Annotated in this window: 20 protein-coding genes and 1 pseudogene; 7 read left to right on the top strand and 14 right to left on the bottom strand. The window is 47.7% G+C overall.

Annotation, left to right across the window (positions count from 1 at the left end):
- Positions 1-294: 294 nt before the first annotated feature.
- From panC to sfsA, 7 genes are all read right to left on the bottom strand, one after another.
- Positions 295-1,140, bottom strand: coding sequence for a pantoate--beta-alanine ligase (gene panC, locus Q4Q52_RS19065; protein ID WP_311889713.1), 846 nt, complete (start codon positions 1,138-1,140; stop codon positions 295-297).
- Between the two features lie 27 nt (positions 1,141-1,167).
- Positions 1,168-1,962: a 3-methyl-2-oxobutanoate hydroxymethyltransferase gene (gene panB, locus Q4Q52_RS19060; protein WP_106649539.1), complete on the bottom strand. Its 795-nt coding sequence runs from the start codon at positions 1,960-1,962 to the stop codon at positions 1,168-1,170.
- 56 nt (positions 1,963-2,018) lie between these two features.
- Positions 2,019-2,507, bottom strand: coding sequence for a 2-amino-4-hydroxy-6-hydroxymethyldihydropteridine diphosphokinase (gene folK, locus Q4Q52_RS19055; protein ID WP_311991366.1), 489 nt, complete (start codon positions 2,505-2,507; stop codon positions 2,019-2,021).
- Entirely contained in the window at positions 2,507-4,048 is a 1,542-nt protein-coding gene (locus Q4Q52_RS19050; protein WP_311991365.1) for a polynucleotide adenylyltransferase PcnB, read from the bottom strand. The genes folK and Q4Q52_RS19050 overlap by 1 nt, the downstream gene beginning before the upstream one ends.
- A gap of 19 nt (positions 4,049-4,067) precedes the next feature.
- Positions 4,068-4,982, bottom strand: coding sequence for a tRNA glutamyl-Q(34) synthetase GluQRS (gene gluQRS, locus Q4Q52_RS19045; RefSeq protein WP_311991364.1), 915 nt, complete (start codon positions 4,980-4,982; stop codon positions 4,068-4,070).
- A 163-nt stretch (positions 4,983-5,145) separates the two neighbouring features.
- On the bottom strand, positions 5,146-5,589 hold the full coding sequence (dksA, locus tag Q4Q52_RS19040) for an RNA polymerase-binding protein DksA (RefSeq protein WP_006082967.1): 444 nt from the start codon (positions 5,587-5,589) through the stop codon (positions 5,146-5,148).
- A gap of 163 nt (positions 5,590-5,752) precedes the next feature.
- Positions 5,753-6,457, bottom strand: coding sequence for a DNA/RNA nuclease SfsA (gene sfsA, locus Q4Q52_RS19035; RefSeq protein ID WP_311991363.1), 705 nt, complete (start codon positions 6,455-6,457; stop codon positions 5,753-5,755).
- Between the two features lie 177 nt (positions 6,458-6,634).
- Between sfsA and pepB the strand changes: the two genes are divergently transcribed.
- The gene (gene pepB / locus Q4Q52_RS19030) at positions 6,635-7,927 is read left to right on the top strand and encodes an aminopeptidase PepB (RefSeq protein ID WP_311991362.1); all 1,293 of its coding nucleotides are present in this window, start codon (positions 6,635-6,637) and stop codon (positions 7,925-7,927) included.
- A gap of 177 nt (positions 7,928-8,104) precedes the next feature.
- Positions 8,105-8,614 carry a GNAT family N-acetyltransferase gene (locus Q4Q52_RS19025; RefSeq protein WP_311991361.1) on the top strand — a complete coding sequence of 170 codons (510 nt, stop codon included), beginning with the start codon at positions 8,105-8,107 and terminating at the stop codon, positions 8,612-8,614.
- 602 nt (positions 8,615-9,216) lie between these two features.
- On the opposite strand, the gene Q4Q52_RS19020 is transcribed toward Q4Q52_RS19025, so the two are convergent.
- From Q4Q52_RS19020 to Q4Q52_RS19010, 3 genes are all read right to left on the bottom strand, one after another.
- Positions 9,217-10,104 (bottom strand): phosphoribulokinase, encoded by an 888-nt coding sequence (locus tag Q4Q52_RS19020; RefSeq protein ID WP_311991360.1) that lies wholly within the window; start codon positions 10,102-10,104, stop codon positions 9,217-9,219.
- Positions 10,105-10,194: 90 nt separating this feature from the next.
- Positions 10,195-10,440: a YheU family protein gene (locus tag Q4Q52_RS19015; protein WP_006085983.1), complete on the bottom strand. Its 246-nt coding sequence runs from the start codon at positions 10,438-10,440 to the stop codon at positions 10,195-10,197.
- Positions 10,424-11,467: a hydrolase gene (locus tag Q4Q52_RS19010; RefSeq protein ID WP_311991359.1), complete on the bottom strand. Its 1,044-nt coding sequence runs from the start codon at positions 11,465-11,467 to the stop codon at positions 10,424-10,426. The genes Q4Q52_RS19015 and Q4Q52_RS19010 overlap by 17 nt, the downstream gene beginning before the upstream one ends.
- A gap of 188 nt (positions 11,468-11,655) precedes the next feature.
- Between Q4Q52_RS19010 and Q4Q52_RS19005 the strand changes: the two genes are divergently transcribed.
- Positions 11,656-12,162: a TAT leader-containing periplasmic protein gene (locus Q4Q52_RS19005; RefSeq protein ID WP_311991358.1), complete on the top strand. Its 507-nt coding sequence runs from the start codon at positions 11,656-11,658 to the stop codon at positions 12,160-12,162.
- A gap of 69 nt (positions 12,163-12,231) precedes the next feature.
- A complete protein-coding gene (locus Q4Q52_RS19000) occupies positions 12,232-13,827 on the top strand; it encodes a GMC family oxidoreductase (RefSeq protein ID WP_311900746.1) in 1,596 nt (531 codons plus the stop codon).
- Between the two features lie 138 nt (positions 13,828-13,965).
- On the opposite strand, the gene Q4Q52_RS18995 is transcribed toward Q4Q52_RS19000, so the two are convergent.
- The gene (locus tag Q4Q52_RS18995; protein ID WP_311991357.1) at positions 13,966-14,631 is read right to left on the bottom strand and encodes a cupin domain-containing protein; all 666 of its coding nucleotides are present in this window, start codon (positions 14,629-14,631) and stop codon (positions 13,966-13,968) included.
- Between the two features lie 159 nt (positions 14,632-14,790).
- The gene (locus Q4Q52_RS18990; RefSeq protein WP_311991356.1) at positions 14,791-15,573 is read right to left on the bottom strand and encodes an SDR family oxidoreductase; all 783 of its coding nucleotides are present in this window, start codon (positions 15,571-15,573) and stop codon (positions 14,791-14,793) included.
- A 102-nt stretch (positions 15,574-15,675) separates the two neighbouring features.
- Between Q4Q52_RS18990 and Q4Q52_RS18985 the strand changes: the two genes are divergently transcribed.
- Positions 15,676-16,011 carry a helix-turn-helix domain-containing protein gene (locus tag Q4Q52_RS18985; protein ID WP_006082956.1) on the top strand — a complete coding sequence of 112 codons (336 nt, stop codon included), beginning with the start codon at positions 15,676-15,678 and terminating at the stop codon, positions 16,009-16,011.
- Positions 16,012-16,139: 128 nt separating this feature from the next.
- Positions 16,140-16,550, top strand: a pseudogene (locus tag Q4Q52_RS18980) (GFA family protein).
- Positions 16,551-16,634: 84 nt separating this feature from the next.
- On the opposite strand, the gene Q4Q52_RS18975 reads toward Q4Q52_RS18980, so the two are convergent.
- The gene (locus Q4Q52_RS18975) at positions 16,635-17,096 is read right to left on the bottom strand and encodes a TIGR02444 family protein (protein ID WP_311988083.1); all 462 of its coding nucleotides are present in this window, start codon (positions 17,094-17,096) and stop codon (positions 16,635-16,637) included.
- A 54-nt stretch (positions 17,097-17,150) separates the two neighbouring features.
- Positions 17,151-19,064, bottom strand: a complete 1,914-nt coding sequence (locus Q4Q52_RS18970; RefSeq protein WP_311991355.1) for an ABC transporter ATP-binding protein — start codon at positions 19,062-19,064, stop codon at positions 17,151-17,153.
- 253 nt (positions 19,065-19,317) lie between these two features.
- On the opposite strand from Q4Q52_RS18970, the gene Q4Q52_RS18965 reads away from it, so the two are divergent.
- Positions 19,318-19,521: a YheV family putative zinc ribbon protein gene (locus Q4Q52_RS18965; protein ID WP_012088350.1), complete on the top strand. Its 204-nt coding sequence runs from the start codon at positions 19,318-19,320 to the stop codon at positions 19,519-19,521.
- Positions 19,522-19,636 lie beyond the last annotated feature (115 nt).

The raw sequence follows: 19,636 nt of genomic DNA, 5'->3' as shown, positions 1-19,636 counted from the left end.
TATCCCTCGTCCCATGGGACGTTGGTTTTTTGGGCCATTAAACCTAAGGTATTAAAGTATTAGCTATATATCAGTAAAGGGGCAAATTTACTGTGTTTATTGTAGTGGCCAAGATTTTACTTATCGCTAACATCTGCATCATACTATGGCGTAAGTTAAGGGATAAAACCAGTTTTTTGACGATTCAATTTTTTGGCGCTAAGGTTGATTCTAAACGATAAATTTAATGGTGCGCGGCAGATTCAAAGCATAAAAAAGGGAGCGAGAGCTCCCTTTATTGATTGACGCTAACTATTAGCGATCGAACCTTAAGTTATCGATAAGCCGTGCTTTACCTATATAGGCGGCGGCTAAAATCACTAAGGCTTGATCCTGATGTTGGGCCTGTTCTAGCGTGTGAGCGTGGCGAATTTCGAGATAATCCGGCGTAAAACCGGCCGCGATTAACTTGGCTTTTGCTAGCTCGGTCACTTGTTCAAAACTTTCACCTTGCTTGATCCCAGTGGCCATGGCATCTATGGCTTGTTTTAGTGCAGGCGCTGCGGCTTTTTCTGCGGCAGTGAGGTAACCATTGCGCGAACTCATGGCTAAGCCTGAGTCTTCACGTATGGTATCAATACCGATAATTTCAATCGGTAATGACAAGTCTTCAACCATAGTTTTGATCACTAACAGCTGTTGATAGTCTTTATTACCGAATAGCGCAACATCGGGCTGTACTATGTTAAACAATTTACAAACGATAGTCGCAACACCACGAAAATGTCCCGGACGGCTCGCACCACAAAGCACGTCGGAAATCCCTGGGACTTCGACATAGGTTTGCTGCTCTAGACCCTTGGGATACATCACGGCTGGCGTCGGGGTGAATAACAGCTCAGCGCCAGCGGCGTTGAGGGCTTCGCTGTCGGCAGCCAGTGTGCGTGGGTAAGCATCTAAATCTTCGTTCTGACCAAATTGCATTGGATTAACGAAAATTGAGACCACCACATGGTCACACTTGCTCGCGGCTTCTTTGACTAAAGTAATGTGTCCCTGATGGAGATTGCCCATGGTGGGCACAAAGGCGACGGTTTCGCCCTTGGCACGCCATGCACGCACTTGGGTGCGAATATCATCAATATGGGCGCTAGTGATCATTGAGCCTTACCTTGCATAAATCGGTTATTAATTAAAAGTGTGTTCGTCGCCAGGGAATGTTCCTTGGGCAACTTCGTCGATATAAGCACGCACGGCCGAGCGAATTTCACCAGTTTGTTTTAGGTAGTTTTTCGAGAAACGTGGAATATAACCACTTGAAATACCTAACACATCATGCATGACCAAAATTTGTCCATCGGTTGATGCGCCTGCGCCAATCCCAATAACTGGAATCGTTAAGGCTTGAGTGATCGCCGTTGCGAGTGGCGCAGGAATACATTCCACAACCAATAGTTGAGCACCAGCCGCTTCTAATGCTTTTGCTTCGTCGAGAATGCGCTGGGCATTTTCGGCGTCGCGGCCCTGCACTTTAAAACCACCAAATACATGGACTGACTGAGGCGTTAAGCCTAAGTGAGCACACACGGGAATACCGCGTTCCGTGAGCTTAGTGACAGTTTCAAGCAACCAGTGGCCACCTTCGACTTTGACCATGTTCGCGCCAGCCTGCATCAACTCAGTGGCGTTAACCATAGCTTGTTCTGGTGTGGCGTAACTCATAAAGGGCATATCGGCGATCAGCAGGGCACGTTCGATACCGCGACGGACACAGCGAGTATGGTAAGCGATATCTGCCGTAGAGACGGGTAGGGTATCGTCATGGCCTTGGAGAACCATTCCTAGAGAATCGCCGACGAGCAGCACATCTACACCTTCGCTATCGAACGCGCTGGCAAAACTGGCATCATAGGCTGTCAGTGCCGTGAATTTTCTACCTTCCTGTTTGTATTTCAACAGGGTTGAGCTAGTAATTTTAGACATATGGATGATCTTCAAACCAAATAGAAGTGGTGTTATAAGCTAACTGGGGACGGACTTCAATGATCAATGCCCAGTTGTTGTAACTCGGCCAACATTTTTGTATCGATAAGACTGCCGATTGCAGTGTTGCACGGCAGAATAAGATTTGGTGCGATTGCGGCTAAAGGCACGAGCACAAAGCTGCGCTCTTTCATGCCGTAGTGGGGCACTTTGAGTCTAGGTATGTCAATGTTCTCATTGCCATACAAGAGTAAATCGAGATCTAAGGTTCTGGGCCCCCAACGTTCAAGGCGTACTCGACCTTGGGTGTTTTCGATATGCTGCAATGCATCGAGTAAGGCTAATGGCTCAAGATCGGTATCGAAACTGACCACCGCATTAACATAATCGGGTTGCACGACATCGCCCATAGGCGTCGAATGGTAATAGGGGGAAACCAGTAGACTATTGCCTAAGGCTAATGCGGACAATGCCGTGACGGCATTGTCCAATTGCGTCTTGGGATCTTCAAGATTTGCGCCTAATGCGACGTAGACGCGAGTCATTATTCCGCCGCTTTCGCTTTTGGTGTGCTACTTGCTTTAGGTGTGCTCGTCGGCGCTGAACCATCGGCATTCGGCGCGCGAGGACGGCGACGACGTTGAGTGGCATTACGGTTACGATTTGGCGATTTACTGCCGCTACGCGCAATGGCTAAGCGTTCAGTTTCATCGGCTTCAACAAACTGTTGCCACCAAGCGGCACTCTTAGCGACATTACCCGCCTCGACTTCGCCCCTGAGCAATAGCAAATCGTATGCGGCTCTAAACTTAGGGTGTTCCATCAGTTTAAAGGCGCGAGTACCTTGGCTACGATCAAAGCGTAACTGCAACTGCCAAATGTCTTTTGCTGGAGTACTAAAACGGCGTGGAATGCTAATGGTTTGGCATTGCTGCTCCATCACATCGCCCATAGCGGCAAAGAAGGCATCGTATAACGTCAGGCCACTTTCAACGGCAATATCTTCGGCGCGTTGACGCAGTGGATACCAGAGAAGCGCAGCATAGAAGAATGAAGGCGTCACCGGCTTATCTTCGTTAACTCTTTGATCTGTGCTCTTCATGATGGCTTGCACCATTTTCATGGTCGTGCCTTTAGGATCATCTTTTAGCAGAGCGGCCACTTGCGGAAACAGCGGTGCGAATAGCTTGTATTCTTGCATCAGTTCGAAGTTGGCTAAGGCTTTGCCTGCAAAGAAGAGTTTCAGCACTTCTTCGTACATGCGCGCAGCGGGAATATCTTTTAGCAGTGTCGCTAATTGTTTAATCGGCGCTGCTGTAACTGTTTCGATACCCATATTGAGTTTAGTGGCGAAACGCACCGCCCTTAACATACGCACCGGATCTTCACGGTAACGGGTTTCAGGATCGCCAATTAATCTCAACGTACCCGCTTTGAGATCGGCCATACCGCCGCCGTAGCTGCGGATCGAGTAATCGCTGATATCGTAATAGAGGGCATTGACGGTAAAATCGCGGCGCTCGGCATCTTCGTCGATTTCGCCATAAACGTTATCACGTAGCAAACGCCCTTCGGCATTGGCTTTAGAGACTTTCTCATTGCTTTCGCCATGGTGACCACGAAAGGTCGCCACTTCGATAACATCGCGGCCGAAAACAATATGGGCCAGACGGAAACGACGGCCAACGACTCGGCAGTTGCGGAACAGTTTTTTGATTTCTTCCGGTGTCGCATTGGTCACTACGTCGAAATCTTTCGGTTCAATCCCTAAGAGTAAATCGCGTACACCGCCGCCGACTAAATAGGCTTTAAAACCTGATTTATTCAGTCTGTATAATACCTTAAGGGCATTTTCGCTGATTTGTTTGCGCGAGATGGTATGGGCATCTCTTGGCACTAACTCTAAGCTTAACGCTCCAGAACTTTGTTCAGGCGTTGTTGGTTCAATCTGAGCTGGAGTCGGAGCGGTCGTTTTAGGCGCGTCTTCAAATAGCTGTTTGCAGAATTGGCTGATACGGCGAAAAATGGGACACCTCGAAATATGATCTGTTATTTGATTAAAAATCTGGCGGCTATCATATACCAAATGCGGCCTAATGAGTATATCAGGGCTCGATCAGTATCTCAGATTGTTGCGGTATAGTGGATAATTGAAATTGCCCCACGGCTTGAGCGAGCATTTGCGCCACAGAACCTTGGGTCTCAACGGGTTGTTGGCCTAAAAATGCCAGCGCCGCATTGAGGCTCGACTGCGGATTAAGCGTATCAATTGCCTGTGCATGATTTTGTTTTGAGAGCTTAAAACCTTTACTTAAACAGGCGAGTGGCAAGTGCAACCATTGCGGTGCCGCTAAGCCAAAATTTTGATACAAACTCAGTTGGCGACAACTGGCTTCGATTAAATCACAACCTCGAACCACTTCAGTGATGCCTTGATAGGCATCGTCGAGCACCACGGCCAATTGATAGGCGTACAGGCCATCGCTGCGTTTGATGATGAAATCTTCGGCGGCAAAATGGCTATCGACGCAAATATGCCCCATGAGGTTATCGTCAAATTGCTGCACTTGCGCGGTATTAACTATCCGCACCGCCCCCGACTTAACCACATTTGTAGCTTGAGTTTGTGGCAAGCGGTGACAGCGGCCATCGTAGACGCCGCCCATGGCTTGAATTTGCTTGCGACTACATTGGCAGAAATAGGCTTTATCTTGGGCGAGCAGCAAATCAATTTGTGCTTGATAGGCCGCAGTGCGCTGGCTCTGATACAGAGGCACATCATCCCACTCAAATCCATAGGCTTCTAAGGTGCGCAAGATATCATCGGCGGCGCCTTTGACTTCCCGCGGAGGATCGATGTCTTCAATACGAATTAACCATTTACCCTGTTGCGAGCGCGCACGCAGATAACTGCCAAGGGCGGCGATAAGCGAGCCAAAGTGCAAGGCACCCGAAGGCGAAGGCGCAAAACGGCCGACATAGGGGCGATGAGTTGAAGTTGGAGAAGATAAAGTCGCCATAGTACTGAGTTAGCAGCTAGTGTCAGTCAAAGTGGGCGTATTTTAGAGGGATACAAGGATAAAAGCGAATCGGGGTAAATTGGAGTGAGCTTGGCTTCAACTCGAAGAGTCAAGGCGTTGTTAGAAACAAATAGGCGGGGAAATCCCCGCCCAGTATGCTTGATTAACCAGCCATTTGTTTCTCTTTGATCTCTGCAAGCGTTTTACAGTCGATGCATTGATCGGCTGTTGGACGCGCTTCGAGACGGCGGATGCCGATTTCGATACCGCAAGAATCACAGAAGCCGAAATCGTCTTCTTCAATTTTTTGCAGTGTTTTTTCGATTTTTTTGATCAGCTTACGTTCTCTATCGCGAGCACGAAGTTCGAGGCTGAACTCTTCTTCTTGTGCTGCACGGTCAACAGGATCGGGAAAGTTTGCGGCTTCGTCCTGCATGTGGCTAAGAGTACGGTCGACCTCTTCACGCAACTGATTGCGCCAAGCTTCAAGAATTGTCTTGAAGTGACCCAGTTGCTTAGCGTTCATATACTCCTCACCCGGTTTTTCCTGGTAAGGATTTACACCTGCGATAGCGAGTACGCCAAGTTTTTTGGTGCCTTCAGGCATAACGCATCTCCTGTAATCATTTGCGTTTGTAGGGCGTCCTTAAGAACGGCCGCTATCTATAGCAGAATCTTCACATCGAGGCAAACTTTTCATTCTGCTTTGATTGAATTTTTTGACTATGTTCGCTAATTCAAATGAAATCAAATTTAACTCAGCCTTAACATCATACTCGGACAACACAGGCTTGGGCTAGGTGAATCTCAGTCGGGGACATTTCACAGCGATAGGCAAGGACTTCAACTCCAGCTAACACTGCTTTTTTCAGTAACTTAGCATATTCAGGGTCGATATGTGCTGCGGGGGCAACACTGAATATGTCACTGTGCTGCACCACAAACAGCAATACGGCTCTGTGGCCTTGGCTGACCATGTGCATCAATTCACGTAAATGTTTTTGACCTCGTAGGCTTACAGCATCAGGAAAATAACCTTGGCCATCCTCGAGCAAAGTACAACTTTTGACTTCTATATAACAGGCGGGTTTTTGAGCACCCTGTAGCAGGATATCGATGCGACTATTTTCATCACCGTATTTGACTTCACGGCTTAGGCTGTCATAACCCGTTAGTTCAGTAATGATACCTTTATTGATGGCTTCTTCGGCTAAGGTGTTGGCCTGACCCGAGTGGATACCGATTAAGCCAGCATTGGGCGTGGTCATCAGTTCCCAGGTATGGGCATATTTACGTTTAGGGTTATCAGAGGTAGAAAACCACACGGTTTCACCGGGATACAGGCAATTACGCATAGAGCCGGTATTGGGGCAATGTAGGGTGATCTCACTGCCATCGCTTAGCTGCACATCGGCCAGAAAACGCTTATAGCGGCGCAATAAAATGCTCTGTTGTAGTGGCGGTGTAAATTCCATCGGTAGACCTATCTCGGCTGTTCTAGGCCGCAAAGCCTAGCAAATTTCGCAAATGTTTACAGATTTTACCTGAGTAACTTCAGCCAATCGCTTTGCGTCATCGTCTGCTAGCAGTAAACTGCCGCCATAAAGTTTGTTCTGATTGTTCTAAAACGAATCGAAAAATAAGGATCCCTAATGAGTGAACTAAAAGTAACAGAATTAATGAAAGTGCAATTAACCAAAGAAGCACCAGCCGCCCACTGGGGCAAGGCTGATGTGACTTATACTGCCGACGGTGCGCAAATTCATTTAGCAGGTGGCGATGAGCTACGCCAAATTCAAATGGCGGCCCGTAAACTGCGCAGCCAAGGCATTAGCAGTGTGGAATTAGCTGGGCAGTTTTGGGATCTCAATAGCCAATGGGTGTTTGCCCAAGGTTTCGCGACGGCAAAACCTGGTTATCAAATCCATTGGTGTGGTGATGAAGCTGTACAAGCCGAATTGCAGCGCAGACTCGATGTGGCAACCTTTGCCCGTCAACTGATCAACGATACGCCTGAAAATCTGTCGCCAGTGAAGCTTGCCCAACAAGCAGCAAAATGGTTGGCTGACGTTGGTGGCGACAAGGTAAGTTATCGGATTATCGAAGGCGAAGCGCTGCTGGAAGAACAGTGGATTGGTATCCATGCAGTGGGCCGCGGCAGTGAGCGTCCACCAGCAATGTTAGAATTAGACTTCAACCCATTAGCCGCCGATGCACCCGTGTCTGTGGCGCTTGTGGGTAAAGGGATAACTTTTGATTCTGGCGGTTACAGCATCAAAGCCTCTGAAGGCATGTTAGGTATGAAATGCGATATGGGCGGCGCGGCGACTGTGACTGCCGCGCTCGGTTTAGCAATCAAATCTGGCCTAAACAAACGGGTTAAGCTCTTCTTATGTTGTGCTGAAAACTTGATCAGCGGCCGTGCTTATAAGTTAGGTGATATTCTGACCTACAAAAATGGTGTAACAGTTGAAGTGGTGAACACAGATGCGGAAGGGCGCCTAGTGTTGGCCGATGGTCTGCAAGCTGCTTCTGCGACAGGCGCACCTTTTATTATCGATGCAGCGACCCTTACAGGCGCCGCTGTGATGGCGGTGGGTTCTAACTACAACGCGATTTTCTCGCCACAGATTGATGTGTTGCAACTGGCCCAGCAAAAAGCCACAAGTGTTGCCGAGCGCGTATGGCCGCTGCCGCTGGATCCTTGGCACAAAGAAATGTGTCCATCTGCTTATGCTGACACAGCCAACAGCCGCGCAATGAAAGGCGGCGGTGCTGGTGGTGCTTCTAATGCGGCTGGTTTCCTATGGCGCTTTGTTTCACCAGAAGCTAAATGGTTGCACGTTGATTTAGCGGGCGCTTTTGAAGATTCAGCTTCTGCCATGTGGGGCGCGGGTGCAACGACCCATGGCGTATTGACTATTAGTGAATTGATTAAAGGCTAAGCCTAGCGCTAAGACTAAATCAGATATGTTAGCTAAGATCCATTAAGATTCTGTAGCTTTGATTAAAACCGCCTACGGGCGGTTTTTTATTGGTTGAAAGATGAGAACACTCGTTTACTTGGCGTTTTAGCGGCTTCATGGCATGTTATGGCTGAGCATTTTTAATTGGAAAACATGATGATAACTATACGAAAAGCAACGAAAGCGGATGCTCAGGCCTGCTGGGATATCCGCAATGCAGCCATCAATAAAGGCTGCGCCGGATTTTATGATGTAGGCGATCTGTTTATTTGGACCGAAGGCGAACTGACCGAGCAATTTAGTCGTATTGTCGATGCACATTTTTATGTGGCAGAGTTGTCCTCTGACGAGTCGCAGCTTAAGACTGTGGTCGGCACTGTCATGTTGGATGAACCCTATGCCCAGTTAGAAGCCTTGTTTGTTTCCCCCGATGCTATGGGGCTAGGTGTCGGTAAAGTGCTGCTGCAATTTATTGAAACCATGTCTTTTAATCAGGGCATTGCTCAGCTGAGGTTGGAATCGACTTTGAATGCGGTGGATTTTTATCGCCACTGTGGTTTTGGTGGTGAAGGTTTAGAAGAGGAATCCATCTACTGCTCGCCTAGAGGCATAGCTTTAGAGTGCATGGTGATGTACAAGAATCTCGTGCGTAGAAAATCAGTTTAAAATACAGGCTGGATCAAGCATGAATGCGGAATTAACTTATATAAAGTGATATTAAAAAGGTTGCTGACATACCCGAGGGAATCAACAGATCAAGCATGGATGTGGAATTAATTCTTCATAAGAGGTTGCTGACATACTCAAGGAAATCAACAGATCAAGCATGAATGCGGAATTAACGCTGAAGACTTAAAGGTTGCTGACACACTCAAGGAAATCAACAGATCAAGCATGGATGTGGAAGTAACGCTGAAGACTTAAAGGTTGCTGACATACTCAAGGAAATCAACAGATCAAGTATGGATGTGGAATTAACTCTGAAGACTTAGAGTTTAAGATAAGGTTGCTGACATACTCAAGGAAATCAACAGATCAAGCATGGATGTGGAATTAACTGTTCATAAGAGGTTGCTGACATACTCAAGGAAATCAACAGATCAAGATGGGGGAATTAACTCCCAAGAGTATGCCAACTATCGTTCTTTCGCCTGAAATCCCGATGCCGATAAGATTAGCGCTAATGGCTTAAATCAAACTTAATCTATTGCAAAAAAAGACTTTATTTCCTTAGCCTTTCGTTAAATTCGCCCCCCATTCGCAAAGTTTTAGTTTGCTTCGGGAGTATTGAGTTGCTGGCGTTTTTCCATCAAATCTTTAATCAAAGGCGTGAGGATAAGCTCCATCGCCAGCGACATTTTACCGCCGGGCACGACTAAGGTGTTGACCCGTGACATAAATGATCCTTGGATCATATTGAGGTAATAAGGGAAGTCGACGTTATTGATGCCGCGAAAGCGGATCACTACAAAGCTCTCGTCTAAGCTCGGAATATCTTTGGCGCTAAAGGGGTTAGATGTATCGACCGTTGGCACCCGCTGAAAGTTAATATGAGTGCGGGAGAACTGCGGCGTCATGTGCTTAATATAGTCATCCATGCTGCGCACAATTGACCCCATGACTTTTTCACGGCTATGGCCGCGCTCAGAAGTGTCACGGATAATTTTTTGGATCCACTCTAAGTTGACTATCGGCACCATGCCGATCAGCAAATCCACATGCTGGGCGACATTGGCATCACCAGTCATCACGCCGCCATGCAGGCCTTCGTAGTAGAGCATGTCGGTATTCTCAGGTAGCGGGCGCCATTGGGTAAAAGTGCCGGGCATTTGGTTAAAAGGCACGGCCTCATCGAAGGTGTGTAAATAGCTGCGGGTTTCGCCTTGGCCTGTGGCGCTGTAATCTCGAAAGCATTGTTCCAAGCGGGCAAAGTTATTGGCCTCTGGGCCAAAATAGCTGAGGTTGCGGTTTTCAGCTTGGGATTTGCGGATCATCACTTCCATTTCAGCGCGGGTAAAATGATGAAAGCTGTCGCCTTCGACAAAGGCGGCGTTGATCCCGAGTTGGCGAAAAATATGGCTAAAGGCTGTCGTGGTGGTGGTAGTTCCCGCACCTGATGAGCCTGTAACTGCAATAATGGGATGTTTTGCTGACATTTTTTCTACCTAGCTAGGAACCAAAAGAGCCGCTTATGGGGAAGCGATAAAAACGCGAGTACTATTTATACGGTACAGAGGTAGGGCTGGTCAATCTTGCTGCTGTGCTATTTGATCCGCCGAGCGTATCGCGAAGGACTCATCGTCTTCACTGTATTCTAATTTCAGCTTACCTTGTTTAAGTGCTTGTTGACATTGGACTATCGCCTGCGCCAGTTCCTGCTCATCGAGACTGGCAAAGCTGCCATCCTCCACTTGACCGAAGAGATATTCGCGGATCAAATTGGCGAGCGTTTCCTTGGGGAGTTGTAACAGGGTTTCATAGGGAATGAGCATCGGTGCTTCCTTGGAGAATATTGTCGCCGTTGATGGGGTCTACGCTAAGTGGGTCAACACTTTGATCGCCGAGTAAAAAGTGCAAAATCCGTCGTTCAAGATAGAAGCGTGGTTTCCAAGGTGTACCGCCTTCGATAAAGCCGACGTGGCCGCCATAGGGATGCAGTTCGTATTCTACATAACCCGATAATTGGTTTGGCTGGGGGATCACTTCATCTGTCATAAAGGGATCGTCCTTGGCATGGATGATAAGCGTCGGTTTAGTAATGCGGCTGACAAAGGGTAAACCACTGGCACGCGTATAGTAATCGTCTACGCCGTCAAAGCCGTGCAATGGCGCTGTGACTTTATCGTCAAAATCATAGAAGGTATTTAAACGGTCGATCTGCAACTGGTTCAGCGGCATAGAGAGGGCTAAGTCGGGATCGTTTAATTTATGGCTGATTTTTTGCTGTAACTGTTTGATTAAATAGCTTTGATATACTTTCGAAAAACCATTTTCTAAGCGTTTAGCGCAGGCCGATAATTGCAGCGGCGCCGAGACAACCACAGCGCGGGCTAATAAACTGTCATCCTGATATTCGCCCTGATACTTAGTCAGCACATTGCCGCCTAAACTGTAACCTACGGCTAATAAGGGCGATTGCGGATACGCGCTTTTCAGTGTCGATAGACTAAACTGTAAATCGTCCGTGTCACCACTGTGATAACTTCGCGCGAGGCGATTGGCCTCACCCGAACAACTTCTGTGATGGTGCACCACGGCTGCGAGTTGCTGTTCTTTGCAGGCTTGCAGTATCCGTCTTGCATAATGGGACTGAGCGCTGCCTTCTAAGCCGTGGATGATCACCACTATCGGTTTGCCGGACTGCGGAACATCCTGCCAATCTAAATCGATGAAATCGCCATCGGGTAATTCTAAGCGCTGCCGCTGTAATGCTGGTTTGGCCACTTTAGTGAATACGGGTAAAATCGTTTGTACATGGGGGCTCTTGGCCCACCAAGGTGGCATAAAGGAATTTGGCATGGGTGTTTATCTTGGTATCGGCTATTGCTGAAAATTAAAACGTGTGTTTAATTTATATCCAAGCGACTTCAAAATGCTGAAATTCTTATTTTGAGGTCGCTTGGATATAAACGCGTGGGCAGTGTAGCACAATTGTTTTTTATGCTGATATTTAGGCCGACATTTAGATTGATATTTAGGAGATAGAGATGAAGCGACGAACCTTTTTGATGGGCGCGTTTGCCGGTACGGCGGCGTTAGCCTTAGGGGTCAATCTTTATTCTCCTGAGTTTAGTTTGCCCGAGGACAGCGAAGGCAAAGATTATCGTTTGTTGTTTAGCGTGCTTTTACCTGTGATGCTCGACGGCGCTTTGCCCGATGTGGCAACTCACAAGCTCGCGGCGCAAAATCGCACTTTAGATGCCATCAAACAGTCCATTTCTGTGCTACCCGAGGAGCTGCAAACCGAGTTATTTGAACTGCTCGATATGCTCGAAAATCGCCTCGGCTTACTCGTACTGACCTCAAGCATGACACCGTTATTGATGCGCTCTCCCGCCGAGTTAACTGAAATGCTAGAAACCTGGCGCCACAGTTATTTTGCGCTATTACAAACCGCTTATCTCGGGTTGCGGGAATTAGTGATGGCCAGTTACTACGCTTGCCCTGAACACTGGAGCCGCCTGCATTATGCCAAACCTGAACTGTTCAAATAGCTCGCCCGTTTGTAACCGAATAAAACGTCCAATAATAAGCATCTTACCCGCGACAGTGGAGCACTCAAGTTGGCAGTCATAGATCCTATAGTGAATGGTTTAAACTCAGGTTGGTTACATACCGACGCGAGCCAATTGCAAGAAAACCAACAGTTTGAAGCCGATGTGATTATTGTCGGCACGGGTGCTGGCGGCGGTGTGGCGGCCGAAATCCTCACCCAAGCAGGGCTAAGCGTGATCATGATTGAGGCGGGGCCGCTAAAATCCTCCAGCGATTTTAATATGGAAGAGCGGGTTGCTTATCCCAACTTGTATCAACAAGCCGCGGCGATGAAAACCGCCGACAAGGCGATTGGGATTTTTCAAGGCCGCGCAGTCGGTGGCTCAACCACAGTTAACTGGACCACTTCTATTCGCACGCCGACCGAGGCGTTAGCTTTTTGGGCGCAACATAAGTCGGTTGCAGGGCTTAATCGCGAGAGCTTAGACCCTTGGTTTGAGCAAATGGAGCAGCGGCTCAATATCCATGAATGGAACTATGAGCCTAACCGTAATAATGCCGCCCTGAAGCAAGGTTGTATCAATCTTGGCTGGGAATACACAGTCATTAAACGCAATGTGGCGGGTTGTTGGAATACTGGCTATTGCGGCATGGGTTGTCCGGTCAATGCGAAGCAATCTATGTTAGTGACCACGATTCCCTCGGCACTTGAGAAAGGCGCGCAGCTGATTAGCCGTGCTAAAGTGACTAAGATTGAGCACCATAACGGTCAAGTGTTTGCGTTAAAGGCGCAGGCGTTGGATGTGAATTTACGACCCACTAACGTTGAGCTGTTATTTAAGGCTAAACATTATATTTTGAGTGCGGGCGCTATCCATACGCCGACGATTTTGATGCGCTCGCAGGTGCCCGATCCCCACAAACTTTTGGGTAAACGTACTTTTTTACATCCGACTTTGTTATCCGGCGGCGTGTTTGCCGATTCGATCAATGGCCATAGCGGCGCGCCGCAATCTATCTATTCCGATGAATTTGTGTGGAAGAATGACGCCGATGGTGAGCTCGGTTATAAACTCGAAGTGCCACCGGTGCATCCGATTTTAATCGCCTCTAAAACCTTAGGTTATGGCGCGAGTCATGCCGAGTTAATGGCGCAGTTCAATCAGTTGCAAGTGACGATTGCCTTGATCCGCGATGGTTATCATCCCGACAGTCAGGGCGGTGAAGTGCACTTAACCCCTAAGGGATTTACCCTAGATTATCCGCTGACCGATGCCTTTTGGCGGGCCGCGAGACGCGCTTTTGCCAGTATGGCGGAGTTACAATTCTCGGCGGGCGCATTAAAAGTGTTGCCGATCAGCGATGGTATGCCTTACTTATCCTCGTGGAAAGACGCCAAAGAGAGCATTGCGCAGATGTCACTCGCGCCACTGCGTACTATCGTCGCATCGGCCCATGTGATGGGCGGTTGTCCCTTCGGCGAAGATGAAAAGCTTTCTATGGTCAACAGTTATGGCCAGTCGCACTATTTAGAAAATCTGTCTGTAATGGATGGGTCTATCTTCCCGACCAGCCTTGGCGCTAACCCGCAGCTGTCGATTTATGGCATCACAGCACGTAATGCCACCGCACTTGCACAAAAACTCACCGACGGCAAAGGGTGATGTTACCTTAGCCGATGATTCTGATGCAGAAGATTACTTGCAGATAGCTCAGCTGCAGAAACGTATTTTGCCGCAACTTATGCAGAAGTAATTTATGCTGCAGAAATGTATGTAGCCTAAGACCATGCTCGCTGTGGGTTAGGGCTGAATCGTGCTAATGGGTAAATGTCCTGTTTTCACTAAGATAATGGTTTCCTCTTCGACAAAAGGAAAATGACCGCTCATGTGCGGACTGCGTATCCAAGTGTGGCGCGGATATTCCCCTTGCTCATCTTGGAACTTGCCCGATAACACCAATATTTCTTCGCCGCCAAAATGTCGATGGGGTTGAAAGGTTTCACCCTTAGGCCATTTCACTAATGCAGTATGTTCATGCTCGAATTCATGTAGCGGCATCACTTGTAAGCCGCCTATGCCTTGTAACCAAGGAGTCTGCTGAGTGTTAATCTTGACCACATCAAGATCTCGCGGATTGAATTGATTGAGTTTAACTAAGATAACGCAGCCTTCTTGGCTAAACGGTGCGTGTTGGCTCCCTGGCGGATGGCGAAGATAACTGCCCGCGGGGTAATCGCCGTTTTCATCGGAAAATACCCCCTCCAGCACAAAGATTTCCTCGCCCAGCGGATGCTTGTGGGTCGTAAACTGCGAACCCGCGTCGTATTTCACTATGCTGCTGGTGTGTCCTGATTCTTTAGCCTCCCGCTCGAGTGGTTTGCGCCAAACGCCTTGAGCAGGACTTGGCAACCAGGGTTGCTGCTGCGTATCAATAACGACACGTTCGCTAAAGTTCATATTGAGCATAGTGTTAGACCTTATTTAACCTTAACTTAGAATAGTGATTGTTTACTGTGTTCGTTGCGTCTTGCTGCGCTAACAGTGCGCTAACAGTGCGCTAACAGTGTGCTAATTGAGTAAGCGCACCGTTAGCTACGCACTAGCATACTCGCTTTGTCTGCAATATTAGTTGCGTCCAGCCATCACGCCGCCATCAACATCCCAAATCGCGCCGGTCACCCAGCTGGTGTCATTGGATAAAAGAAAACAAATGCTGTTCGCCACATCGCTCGGCGTGCCGACTCGACCAATCGGGTGAAAAGCGTTGAAGCTTTCAATCACTTGGTTTAGCTCTGCCTCTGGGATAAAAGCGTTATAGATGGGCGTATTCACCACGGCAGGTGAAACCGCGTTGACGCGAATATGCTTGTCTGCCAGTTCCATCGCTAAGTGCTGGGTTAATGCGTGTAATCCTGCTTTGGCCATGGAATACGCTGACGAAGGTGTGGCTTTAACCGCTTGTTTTGCCCACATAGAACCTATGTTCACTATACTACCACCGCCCGCATCAATCATCTTGTGGGTTACGGCTTGGGTGATTTTGAATAGGGCTTTATTTAACGCCATATAGAGATCGTAATCAGCCTCTGAGTGGTCGATAAAGGATTTGGGATTGAAATACCCCGCCGCATTGACGAGGTAGCCAACCTTTTGCTCAAGCTGGCTAATGTGCGCAATCAGCCGATGAACATCCGCAGCTTGGTAAAGGTTGGCTTGAAAACCGTCGACGCGTAACTCGGCTGCTGGATGGGCATGTTTTATTGCAGCAACGGCTGCGGTGAGTTTATCTTGCTGATTACCGACGATAAGCACTGATACGCCTTGTTCGGCCAGTTGTTTGGCCGTTTCGAAACCTATGCCGCTGCTACCACCGACAATAATGGCGAGATTTGAGGTATTAAATTGCATTTTCTACTCCTAAGTATTATCAAGGTGGTAATCTTATGAACTCAATAACTGTTTGAACAGTAAGTACAAATAGGTAAGGCAGGTACTTTTTGGTACATCTTTATGAATAACAATGAAAAAATTATTTCACGCAAATCGCCCCCTGAGCGTTCCGCCCGTATGGTCGAGACGATTTATGGTTGTAAATGGTCATTAACGGTTTATCAGCTGTTGGCCAGTGGGGTACAAAGACCGGGGGAAATGGTGCGCTCAGTCGAAGGTCTTTCAACTAAGGTATTGAATCAATGCTTAAAAAAGAACATAGAATTTGGCATCTTAGATAAGGTCATTTATAACGAGCTGCCGCCGCGTGTCGAGTATCAAGTGACTGAGTTTGGCCAAAAATTTCTACATATTTTGGATGAGCTGGAAAAGTTACAGCAAGAAATCGACGCTTAATTAACGTTCTTTTGTAGCGGCTTAATTTCGATAAGGTAAATCGCAGCGGTTTATTTTATCGAGATGAAGCGCTACTTGATGGAGCACTACTCGATAAAGTCTGCGGCTGGTCGGAAATGGGAGTGTATATGCCTAAAAAGAGATTACGGGAAGGCGGCTGCTTGTGCGGCGCGATTAGTTATCAGATTGAAGGTGAACCCTTCGATGCGGATTATTGCCACTGCCGTTCGTGCCAAAAAAGTACGGGATCTGCATTTGGGGCTTGGATGGATTTTAAGACAGGCCAAGTTAGATGGTTGAAAGGTTTGGTAACTTAGTTCGCATCGTCCGAGCTTATTCGCCGTGGATTTTGTGACCAATGCGGTACATCGTTAACCTACCGACATACTCAATATCCCGATTATTTGACCTTGAGCATAGCGAGTCTGGACGATGCTAACCAAGTTCAGCCTAAGTACCATATTTATACTGAGAGTCAGCTGAACTGGTTGGTGATCAAGGATGACTGTCAACGCTATTCACAAGGCCGCAGCTGTTAGCGGCTCAGATGATCATAGTATTAATTTGATTGAGCTCGATCTAACTTAGCTGTGCTTGATTTAACGTGATTTGTTTGGGCTAGGTCAGGGCGCGATTAAGCCGATTTCGTTGGCGTCTATTTCACTGAGTCTAAACAAGCTTAAGTAGCTCACCAGATTCGTCGTTTGGCCGCTTGGGTTGAGTTCATTGAGTTTATTCAAGATGGTTCGCTGCGCTTTACGTTCCATCATCAGCTCAACGGCGAGCATCTGCTGATACTCTTGCTCATTTAGGCTGGACTTAGCGAGTTTACGTAATTTGCGGTAGGGCATGAGAAATCTTTCATCCCATTCACCCACAGCGCTCATCAGCGATTGCCATTGGTCCGTGCTGTATTGCTGCGGCCCAGACACATCCATAGTGATATCTAAATATTGCGCCAGTAGCAGTAGATTGACGTTCACCTGACAGCTATTTTGCAATTCGAGACAGAGCGCTTTGTTTTGCGCATAGCTCATATCACACCATTGCCAGAGTTGACTGTCGAACTGGGTTAAAACCGCCATACTATTTCCTTGTATTGCCGCTGCTACTGACTTTTATGTAAAAGAACGCTGGAGTTATTGTTGCTCCATGACCTCAAGTTCCATTGCATCTATCTCTTCTTGCAACTCGAGCCATTGCATTTCACTGTCTTCTAAGGTTTGCGTCAAGCTCGTTCGTTCGGTTAGTACCGAGGTTAGCTTGGCTTTGTTATCTTGATCATACAATTCGCTATCGGCCAGCAAGTGTTCTAGCTCGGCGAGGCGTTCGCTCAGCTTCTGCTGCTCGGTTTCTAACTTAGTTTGTTTACGCTTGAGCGGCGATACCTTTTGGCGGATTTCGGCCTCGAGGCGTTTTTGCTGCTTTTTATCAGCGGCAGGTTTGATCTCGTCACTGGTGCTGTTTTGATTCGAGTTGGCTTTGGCCGCATCGAGCAACCATTGGTGATAATCGTCTAAGTCACCGTCGAAGGCGCGCACTTCACCTTGATCCACCAGATAATAATCGCTACAGGTTAATCGCAGTAAATGCCTATCATGCGAGACGACAACCATAGCACCTTCAAAGGTTTGCAGTGCCATTGTCAGAGCGTGGCGCATCTCTAAGTCTAAATGGTTGGTGGGTTCATCGAGCAGCAATAGGTTAGGGCGTTGCCAAACTAATAGCGCCAACACTAAACGGGCTTTCTCGCCGCCGGAAAAGGGCCGTACAGGTGAGAGCGCCATATCGCCGTTAAAACCAAAACCGCCTAAGAAGTTGCGTAGTTCTTGCTCTCTGGCATTGGGCGCCAGACGCACTAAATGCTGCATCGGCGTATCGTCGAGGCGCAAAAATTCGATTTGATGCTGGGCAAAGTAACCGATATTGACGCCAGGATTAGGTTCATACAAACCTGTCATTGGCGATAACTGACCCGATAACAGCTTGATTAATGTCGATTTACCTGCGCCGTTACGGCCAAGCAAACCAATACGCGCACCCGGTACTAAGTTTAAATGCACCTTGCTCAGGATTGGCTTATCGCTATAACCGATCGCGACTTGCTCCATTTTAATCAGTGGATTGGGTAGGGCTTCTGGAGCACGAAACTCCATATAAAAGGGGCTATCGGCTTGAGACGGCAACAACTCAGTCATGCGCTCTAGTGCCTTTAAGCGGCTCTGCGCTTGTTTGGCTTTACTTGCCTTGTAACGGAAACGGTCAACGAAGGACTGCATGTGTGCACGTTCTTTTTGTTGGCGTTCGAAGGCAACCTGTTGCTGCGACATACGTTCGGCACGAATGCGCTCAAAGGCACTGTAATTGCCTTTGTAGAAATTGAGTTTTTGATTTTCAACGTGGACGATTTCATCAACGATTTCATCGATAAAGTCCCTATCATGGCTGATTAAAATCAGCGTGCCTTGATAGGACTTAATCCAACCTTCGAGCCAGTACATGGTATCTAAGTCTAAGTGGTTGGTGGGTTCGTCGAGGAGCAATAAGTCAGAGCGGCACAGTAACGCTTGGGCTAAGTTGAGGCGCATACGCCAGCCGCCCGAAAAGCTTTTCACTGGATTGCTTTGATCGGCTTCACTAAAGCCCAGACCCGCTAACAATGAACCCGCGCGCGAATGAATCGCATAACCACCGATAGCGTCGATTTTGCCGTGTAAGAGTGCGATGGCATTGCCGTCGTTCTCTTCTTGGGCCTTGTGTAATAGGGTTTCTAATTGGCGATATTCGCTATCGCCATCGATCACATATTCCAGTGCCGAGACGTCGAGCGCAGGGGTTTCTTGGGCCACAGTGGCAATTTGCCAGCCAGAAGGCAGACTAAATTCACCTTTATCTAGGCTTAAGTGACCTAAAATTAATGCGAGCAGTGAAGATTTGCCTGTGCCGTTAGCACCGACTAAACCGACCTTATGGCCGGGATAAATCGTGAGAGAGGTCTCATCTAGCAGGGTTTTGCTGCCACGGATTAATTGCGCTTGGTTGATGCTGATCATTAACTACAACTTGGTTAGAACGTAAATTCGTCAGGGCACAGATAATAGCGTACAACCCCGTATCAAACCACAGCCTGACCCGATAACTAGGACAATTATTCGACTTTTCAGGATGATCTTTAGCGAATCGCATCACATCGACCTAAGGCCTCATACTTTCAGGTAACACTGGTATTCAATCATCAGTGTGGCAAAATAGCGGCAATTTCTTCGGCCGAGTCCCTTGGCCCTGCTATCTGGTCCTTTATCTATTATGACAAACACTAAAATCAAAAAGCGTTTCGTAGCCGGTGCTAAGTGCCCAAAATGCAGCGCCAAAGACAGCATTTTACTCTACAAAGAAAACGGCATCGAAACCGTTGAATGCACAGAGTGTGATTACCGTGAACAGCAAACCGATGAAAAGGTGACAGAAAAAGCCACCGGCGCTGTGATCGGCGTATTTAAACCGGATTAGGTTGAAGATTCAATTCATCAAAGTTAGTTTCGTAAAAGATTCACAACATGTGCAGTGTCGATTGGCAATATTGCTCCAGTGACACGCCGTAAACTCGTCCTTGAGGGCTCGACGG

The sequence above is a fragment of the Shewanella sp. SP1S2-4 genome (genome assembly GCF_031932075.1).
Taxonomy (GTDB): Bacteria; Pseudomonadota; Gammaproteobacteria; order Enterobacterales; family Shewanellaceae; genus Shewanella; species Shewanella baltica.
This window is presented reverse-complemented; position numbering and strand designations above follow the sequence as displayed.